This window comes from Exiguobacterium sp. s35, assembly GCF_018617535.1.
In the GTDB taxonomy this organism is placed as follows: Bacteria; Bacillota; Bacilli; order Exiguobacteriales; family Exiguobacteriaceae; genus Exiguobacterium; species Exiguobacterium aestuarii.
The window spans coordinates 301388-308749 of the sequence record NZ_JACSKI010000002.1; the positions used below are offsets into that span (position 1 = coordinate 301388).

A 7362-nucleotide genomic window follows, 5' to 3' on the forward strand; every position below is an offset into this window, starting at 1 on the left:
AACGATGGAAAAAGGAAAGGAGCGAGTGTCCTGTGATTGTAGGAATTGGAGTCGATATTGTCGAGCTTGATCGGATGGCTCGCTCGATGAAACAACCACGGTTTTTAATGCGTCTGCTCACCGATGCTGAATATGAGATGGTTCAAAAATACCCACTTCCGCGTCAAATCGAGTTTGTTTCGGGACGTTTCGCCGCAAAAGAGGCTTACGCCAAGGCGATTGGGACTGGAATCGCACACGGTTTATCATGGCGTCACATTGAAATTTTACCGGATGAGACGGGACGTCCTGTCATGACCGCGCCTTTTTCGGGTCGGATTCATGTCAGCATTAGTCATAGCAGTGCATACGCCGTCGCACAAGTCATCTTAGAAGAGGAGGGGCAACATGTTTCGTCCTAGTCGAATCGAGATTGATCGGGCGGCCATCGCCCATAACATACAAGAGTTAACACAACGTATCCCGCAAGACATCATGGCGGTCGTCAAAGCGAATGCCTATGGTCATGGGGCTGTTGAAGTAGCGAATATCGCCCTTCAGAACGGGGCGACAATGCTTGGGGTCGCTTTATTAGAAGAAGCAATCGAACTTCGGGATGCAGGGATCGAGGCACCGATTTTAGTCATGGAGGCGCAATTTCCCCAATATGCAGGGATTGCAGCAGAACGAGACGTCACGTTGTCCGTTTTTTCTGCCGAATGGTTAAAAGAAGCTGCTGCTTATATAGAAGAAAAACCGTTGACGGTTCATATTAAAGTCGACACAGGAATGGGACGTCTTGGTCTTCGTACGCGAGAGCAGCTTGATGCGTTGCTTGAAGAAGCGAACGATTCATTTGTCATTGAAGGCATCTACACCCATTTTGCGACAGCGGATGAACTTGAGAGCGACTTGTACTACACACAACAAGAACGTTTCGAACACTTGATGGATGGGTTACATGAGCGGTTCCGCTATATTCATACATCCAATTCAGCAGGGGCCATCCGAATGGCAGGACAAGATGTTCCTTATAATCTGGTCCGTGTCGGGATTGCAATTTACGGGTTATATCCGTCACATGAGATGGAAACGTTCTATTCGTTCCTCCGCCCTGCCTTTACGTTGAAGAGCCAGCTGATGCAGGTGAAGCGTCTCGAGGCAGGTCAAACGATCAGTTACGGAGCGACCTATACGACATCGACCGATGAATGGATTGGTACCGTCCCAGTCGGATATGCGGACGGCTGGTTACGGAAGGCGAGCGGATTTGAAGTTGAAGTAAATGGTGTTCGTTGTCCGATTGTGGGACGTGTCTGCATGGATCGCTTCATGATCCGACTTCCAAAAGAGTTTCCGGTCGGTATGGATGTGACACTTGTCGGTGGAAACGTCGCCATTGATGAACTCGCCTCCTATCTTGGGACGATCAACTATGAGATCGTCTGCCAGTTTACGAGTCGATTACCGCGTCACTATGTGTGAATCACAAATCGTGTGAAATTATCTGAATTCTTTCTCGATTTCTCTATATTTTCCCATTCCCGCGTGTTATATTGATAAAGAACGCGGGAGATTTTCCGCCAGTCCATGAAACGATTCTGGAGGTGTAAGATGTTGAAGCAGCGAACTGCGGGTGCGCTAGCGTCCGTCCCAGATCGGTTCTCGCAACAAGGGGGTCCGATTTCGATGAAAGACCGTGAAACACTGTCCTTGAACGATGTAGTGACATACTTGTCTAAAGAAATTGCTGATCGACAACAAACACTGCGTGAAGAATTGGCGAAAGGCTATCAAGAGATGGCCGCGTTTAACTTGAATATGGCAGAAGAGATGCTAACGATTGAAGCCGAAGCCGAACACGCTCTCTTACGTCAAGTAAGTGGGGTGTGAGCAGAGTGATCGTAAAGCGTGGTGACGTATTTTATGCGAATCTGTCGCCCGTAGTCGGCTCAGAGCAAGGTGGCGTTCGACCCGTTCTCATCGTACAGAACGACATCGGCAATCGCTTTAGCCCGACCGTCATTGTCGCTGCGATTACAGCTCAGATTCAAAAAGCAAAACTGCCGACTCATGTGGAAGTATATCAAGAGAAGCATGGACTCGAGAGAGACTCTGTGATTTTACTTGAGCAGATTCGAACGATTGATAAGCGTCGTCTGACGGATAAAGTCACTCATCTTGATGATGAGACGATGCATAAAGTTGACCGAGCGCTAGAGATTAGTATGGGATTGATCCCTCTCTAGCCTTACATAGATCAAGACTGGTACATAGGTATCGGTCTTTTTTTAAACATTTTTTAAAAAAGTGGTTTAAGATTTTTATAGTGGGGAATTAAAGTAAATCGTACTCAATTTATCTGTACGGACATTTAGGAGGGAATAGACGATGGATTTATCGATTCGTGAGCAAGTCATTGGAGAACAATTACACCTTTACGTATCCGGAGAAGTGGATACATATACTGCACCAAAATTGAAAGAAGTATTGCATCCGGCCATCAGTGAGCAAGATGTGGTCGTTCATTTAGACGAAGTGGAGTATATGGACTCGACAGGTCTCGGTGTGTTCGTCGGGGCGTTGAAAATTGCCACGCGCAACGAAAAAGAGTTGTCACTTGTCGGAGTTACGGAGCGAGTCAATCGTCTATTCGAATTGACGGGTCTTCACAAACTTCTTTCAATTAATTCGAACGTAAGAGGTGGCACGCAATGAACAATGTTGAACAGACGGTCATGACGTTCCCGGCCAAACCCGAATATGTCGGTGTGGTTCGATTAGTCGTTTCAGGAATCGCTAACCGTATGGGATATACGTACGACGAGATCGAAGATATTAAAATCGCGGTCTCGGAAGCATGCGGCAACGCAGTCCAGCATGCATATGAAGAGCATCAAGATGGAGAGGTCAAACTCGCTTGTGGCGTATATGCAGATCGTCTTGAAATCACGATTGAAGATTCAGGCAAGACGTTCGCAGATGATGTGAAGCGTCAAGCGGCTCCGGTCGAAGAGACGACAGAAATTGAATCGCTCCACGAAGGAGGACTTGGTCTCTTCCTTATCGAAGCGTTAATGGACGATGTCTCGATCAATAAAGACAACGGTGTCAAAGTGACGATGACAAAACTCCTTAACAGGGACGAGGTGGATCAGAGTGCCAGCAAAATCTCAACAACGCCATCACAGTGATGACGAGGTACTAGAGTGGATTGAACGCTACCAACAAGACGATCAAAATGAAGAAGTGCAAATGCTACTCATCAATCGCTATTCGGACCTCGTTGAAGCACTCGCCCGTAAGTTTTCGCGTGGACGAGCGATTCACGATGATCTCGTGCAAGTTGGGATGATTGGGTTATTGGCGGCACTTCGTCGATTTGACCCAGAATTCGGTCGTAGCTTCGAATCGTTTGCCGTCCCAACCATCATCGGTGAAATCAAGCGATTCATCCGCGATAAAACATGGAGTGTCCATGTTCCACGTCGGATTAAAGAGCTCGGACCGAAAATTAAGAAGACGGTCGAAGAGTTGACGACTGAATTGCAACGTTCTCCGCGAATCGATGAGATTGCCGATCATCTTGGCGTATCAGACGAAGAAATTCTCGAAACGCTTGAGATGGGCAAGAGTTATCAAGCGCTATCGGTCGATAGTTCAATCGAAGCGGATAACGAAGGCAGTACGGTCACGTTACTCGACTTGGTCGGTAGCCAAGAGCGTGGATATGAATCGGTCGACCAACGTCTCATTCTAGAGAAAGCGTTCAATGTCCTAAATGAACGGGAACGCGCCATCTTAGAATGCGCCTACTATAAGAATATGAGTCAAAAAGAGACTGGAGAACTTCTTGGGATCTCGCAGATGCATGTCTCCCGTTTGCAACGGCGAGCACTCGAAAAACTGCGTGAAGCCATCAAAGTCCCACTCAATGAAGTATTCTCAAGCGATGACTAATCGAGTCATCGCTTTTTTGTTTGAATGTTTGCTACACTTTGGAAGAGATCATAAAAGGAAGTGATTCAAGTGATTACGAAAGTGGCTAAGGCGTTAAACTTGAAAGTGAACCAAGTAGAGACGGTTCAACAGCTCGCATCTGAAGGGGCGACGATTCCGTTCATGGCCCGTTACCGGAAAGAAATGACGGGGAACCTGGATGAAGTCGAAATCAAAGCAATCTTGGACGCCCTTCAATATGAAGAAAGTCTGCAAAAACGGAAAACGGATGTTCTTGCTAAGTTAGAAGAGCTGGAAAAGAATACACCTGAACTAACGAAGGCGTTAGAGGCAGCGGCAACCCTTCAGCAAGTGGAAGATATCTACTTACCATATCGTCCGAAACGGCGGACGAAAGCGGAACAAGGACGTGAGAAAGGGTTGCAGCCACTTGCGGACTGGTTCCGAGACAAGTCTCCATACTCAACAGATGTGGTTGAAGAGCTCTCGAAGGGTGTAGCGCTAGAAGAAGCTCTTCCGCTCGTACATGCCATCATCGGGGAAGAATGGGGGGAAGAAGCAAAATTAAGACAGATGCTTCGTGACCGTGTTCGCAAAGAAGGATTGTTGCGTTCGAAGAAGAAAAAACAAGCGGAAGACGAAAAAGAGATCTTTGCGCAGTATTATGAATATGAAGAGAAAATTGCGGGGATTGTCCCACACCGTGTACTCGCCTTGAACCGTGGGGAGCGCACTGATGTCCTTCAAGTGAAAGTCATTTTTGACGAGACACGCTTCATGGATCAAGCCATTCGTACATATGAACGACTTTCGAAAGGAAAGCGTGAAGTTGTCGAAGCGGCTGTGACAGAAGCTTATAAAAAATCGGTCTTCCCAGCAATTGAACGAGAGATTCGTGGTGAGTTAACAGAAAAGGCGGAAGAACAAGCAATCGATGTCTTCTCAAAAAACTTAAAGCAACTCTACATGCAACCGCCTCTTCGTGAGGTAGTCGTCTTAGGGATTGACCCGGCTTATCGGACAGGGTGTAAATGGGCGGTGGTGAATGAAATCGGGAAAGTCGAAGAGGTCGGTGTCTTCTATCCGACAGCTCCGAAACACGATATCGCCGGCGCTGAAAAAGTATTGACGAGACTTGCGAAAAAATATCCAATCTCCGTCATTGTAGTCGGAAACGGAACTGCATCACGGGAAACCGAACAATTCGTTGCGGATTGGTTGAAGAAAGCGGAACGTGAGATTGCCTATGCAATTGTGAACGAAGCGGGAGCGAGTGTCTATTCCGCATCGGAAGTCGCACGAAGTGAATTTCCGGATTTAAAAGTCGAGGAACGGTCAGCGGTCTCGATTGCACGTCGAATCCAAGATGCGATGGCGGAACTTGTTAAAGTCGATCCACAATCAGTCGGTGTCGGACAGTATCAACATGACGTGAGCCAAAATAAACTGAAGGCATCTTTAGAATTCGTCGTCGAGAGCGTGGTTAACATGGTCGGAATCGACGTGAACCGTGCCTCGGAGTCTTTATTGACTTACGTGTCGGGACTCAATAAAACGACCGCAAAAAATATTGTGGCATATCGAGAAGAGAATGGACGCTTTGAAACAAGGAAGGAAATTAAGAAAGTTCCGCGTCTTGGAGCGAAGGCGTTCGAACAAGCGGCAGGGTTCTTGCGAATCATGAATGGGAAGGATGTTCTCGACCAGACGGAGATTCACCCAGAGAGTTACCCGCTCGCATTATCGATTTTGAAAGAAATCGGATCTTCGAAAGCGGAAGTTGGGACGGCTGCATTGCGTGAACGACTACAACAAGTTGATGCACATACATTGAGTGAGCGATTAGAGGCAGGACTGCCGACGGTTGAGGATATCTTAAAATCGTTAGCGAAGCCGGGGCGAGATCCACGAGAAGACATTCAAAAGCCATTACTGCGTACGGATGTCATGAGTCTTGAAGACCTTCAAGTCGGAATGGAATTCCAAGGCACCGTTCGGAACGTCATTGATTTTGGTGCGTTCGTGGATATTGGTGTGAAACAGGACGGACTTGTTCACATTTCCAAATTATCAAATCGTTATGTGAAGCACCCGCTAGATGTCGTGGCGGTCGGTGATATCGTTACGGTATGGATCGAACAGGTGGATGTGAACCGGGGACGAATTAGTTTGACAATGCTTGCGCCGAACAGTTAATAAGAAGAAACTCGAATCAGGTAAAATGTTTTTCATTTTACCTGATTTTTTTTAGAAAAAGTGTTGACGGTCTTTTTGTACCGTGATATCTTATAGAAGTCGCCGAGAGACGGCATGCGAATTGAAAGTTTTTCTAAGAAAGTGATTGACAGGTTTCTGGTTTGCGGTTACAATATAAATCGTTACTTCGATAATTTCAAGCAACGTTCCGCAATAGCTCAGTGGTAGAGCAACCGGCTGTTAACCGGTAGGTCGTAGGTTCAAATCCTACTTGCGGAGCCATTTTATTTTGGAGACGTACCCAAGAGGCTATAAGGGGCTCCCCTGCTAAGGGAGTAGGCTGGGAAACCGGTGCGAGGGTTCGAATCCCTCCGTCTCCGCCACTTAAAATTACTTAGAAGACACATATACTGGCCCGTTGGTCAAGCGGTTAAGACACCGCCCTTTCACGGCGGTAACACGGGTTCGAATCCCGTACGGGTCACCATATATGGAGGATTAGCTCAGCTGGGAGAGCACCTGCCTTACAAGCAGGGGGTCGGCGGTTCGATCCCGTCATCCTCCACCATTTCAAATAAAAACGTAATCTGGTCTTGTGGTGTAGGGGTTAACATGCCTGCCTGTCACGCAGGAGATCGCGGGTTCGAATCCCGTCAAGACCGCCATTTACGTTGGGCTGTAGCCAAGTGGTAAGGCATCGGATTTTGATTCCGACATGCGAAGGTTCGATCCCTTCCAGCCCAGCTTTTATTTGAGTCATTAGCTCAGTTGGTAGAGCATCTGACTTTTAATCAGAGGGTCGCAGGTTCGAGCCCTGCATGACTCACCATTTTAATTTTATACGCTGCGGTCGTGGCGGAATCGGTAGACGCGCTAGGTTGAGGGCCTAGTGGTGGTTAACACCGTGGAGGTTCAAGTCCTCTCGACCGCACCATATGCACCCTTAGCTCAGCTGGATAGAGCGTTAGACTACGAATCTAAAGGCCGGGAGTTCGAATCTCTCAGGGTGCACCATTATTACGGGAAGTAGCTCAGCTTGGTAGAGCACTTGGTTTGGGACCAAGGGGTCGCAGGTTCGAATCCTGTCTTCCCGACCATTTAATTTTTGGTCTTTGAAAACTGAACGATGAGGCAAAAAAAGTTTTACAATTTTTGAATGAAGCGCAAGCTTCGTCAATTTAAGAGCTATATCAAATTCTTTGGAGAGTTTGATCCTGGCTCAGGACG

The 7362-nt window shown here is 47.3% G+C and carries 8 protein-coding genes and 10 tRNA genes; all 18 read left to right on the forward strand.

Going from position 1 to position 7362, the window contains the following annotated elements; translation table 11 throughout:
* Positions 1–32: 32 nt before the first annotated feature.
* Positions 33–401: a holo-ACP synthase gene (acpS, locus tag KNO75_RS11960; protein ID WP_214821785.1), complete on the forward strand. Its 369-nt coding sequence runs from the start codon at positions 33–35 to the stop codon at positions 399–401.
* Positions 388–1464 (forward strand): alanine racemase, encoded by a 1077-nt coding sequence (gene alr, locus KNO75_RS11965; RefSeq protein ID WP_214821784.1) that lies wholly within the window; start codon positions 388–390, stop codon positions 1462–1464. The genes acpS and alr overlap by 14 nt, the downstream gene beginning before the upstream one ends.
* Positions 1465–1593: 129 nt before the next feature.
* Complete coding sequence (locus KNO75_RS11970) at positions 1594–1872, forward strand: hypothetical protein (protein ID WP_026824473.1); 279 nt, start codon at positions 1594–1596, stop codon at positions 1870–1872.
* Positions 1873–1877: 5 nt separating this feature from the next.
* The gene (locus tag KNO75_RS11975) at positions 1878–2228 is read left to right on the forward strand and encodes a type II toxin-antitoxin system PemK/MazF family toxin (protein ID WP_026824472.1); all 351 of its coding nucleotides are present in this window, start codon (positions 1878–1880) and stop codon (positions 2226–2228) included.
* Between the two features lie 142 nt (positions 2229–2370).
* A complete protein-coding gene (locus KNO75_RS11980) occupies positions 2371–2697 on the forward strand; it encodes an STAS domain-containing protein (RefSeq protein WP_214696023.1) in 327 nt (108 codons plus the stop codon).
* The gene (gene rsbW, locus KNO75_RS11985; protein ID WP_214785646.1) at positions 2694–3173 is read left to right on the forward strand and encodes an anti-sigma B factor RsbW; all 480 of its coding nucleotides are present in this window, start codon (positions 2694–2696) and stop codon (positions 3171–3173) included. The genes KNO75_RS11980 and rsbW overlap by 4 nt, the downstream gene beginning before the upstream one ends.
* A complete protein-coding gene (sigB, locus tag KNO75_RS11990) occupies positions 3139–3939 on the forward strand; it encodes an RNA polymerase sigma factor SigB (RefSeq protein WP_015880560.1) in 801 nt (266 codons plus the stop codon). The genes rsbW and sigB overlap by 35 nt, the downstream gene beginning before the upstream one ends.
* A 69-nt stretch (positions 3940–4008) precedes the next feature.
* Positions 4009–6135, forward strand: coding sequence for a Tex family protein (locus KNO75_RS11995; protein ID WP_214821780.1), 2127 nt, complete (start codon positions 4009–4011; stop codon positions 6133–6135).
* Positions 6136–6342: 207 nt separating this feature from the next.
* A tRNA-Asn gene (locus KNO75_RS12000) sits at positions 6343–6417 on the forward strand.
* A gap of 9 nt (positions 6418–6426) precedes the next feature.
* A tRNA-Ser gene (locus tag KNO75_RS12005) sits at positions 6427–6518 on the forward strand.
* A 29-nt stretch (positions 6519–6547) separates the two neighbouring features.
* Positions 6548–6622: transfer RNA gene (locus KNO75_RS12010), tRNA-Glu, on the forward strand.
* A gap of 5 nt (positions 6623–6627) precedes the next feature.
* Positions 6628–6703: transfer RNA gene (locus KNO75_RS12015), tRNA-Val, on the forward strand.
* 21 nt (positions 6704–6724) lie between these two features.
* Positions 6725–6800 (forward strand) — tRNA-Asp (locus tag KNO75_RS12020).
* 7 nt (positions 6801–6807) lie between these two features.
* Positions 6808–6879 (forward strand) — tRNA-Gln (locus KNO75_RS12025).
* Positions 6880–6888: 9 nt separating this feature from the next.
* Positions 6889–6964 (forward strand) — tRNA-Lys (locus tag KNO75_RS12030).
* 17 nt (positions 6965–6981) lie between these two features.
* A tRNA-Leu gene (locus KNO75_RS12035) sits at positions 6982–7069 on the forward strand.
* Positions 7070–7072: 3 nt separating this feature from the next.
* A tRNA-Arg gene (locus tag KNO75_RS12040) sits at positions 7073–7149 on the forward strand.
* Positions 7150–7155: 6 nt separating this feature from the next.
* Positions 7156–7232: transfer RNA gene (locus KNO75_RS12045), tRNA-Pro, on the forward strand.
* Positions 7233–7362 lie beyond the last annotated feature (130 nt).

What these genes read in the sequence shown, in the direction of transcription:
- alr (WP_214821784.1), top strand. Translation starts at nt 388, where the DNA reads ATGTTTCGTCCTAGTCGAATCGAGATTGATCGGGCGGCCATCGCCCAT.
- KNO75_RS11970 (WP_026824473.1), top strand. Translation starts at nt 1,594, where the DNA reads ATGTTGAAGCAGCGAACTGCGGGTGCGCTAGCGTCCGTCCCAGATCGG.
- rsbW (WP_214785646.1), top strand. Translation starts at nt 2,694, where the DNA reads ATGAACAATGTTGAACAGACGGTCATGACGTTCCCGGCCAAACCCGAA.
- KNO75_RS11980 (WP_214696023.1), top strand. Translation starts at nt 2,371, where the DNA reads ATGGATTTATCGATTCGTGAGCAAGTCATTGGAGAACAATTACACCTT.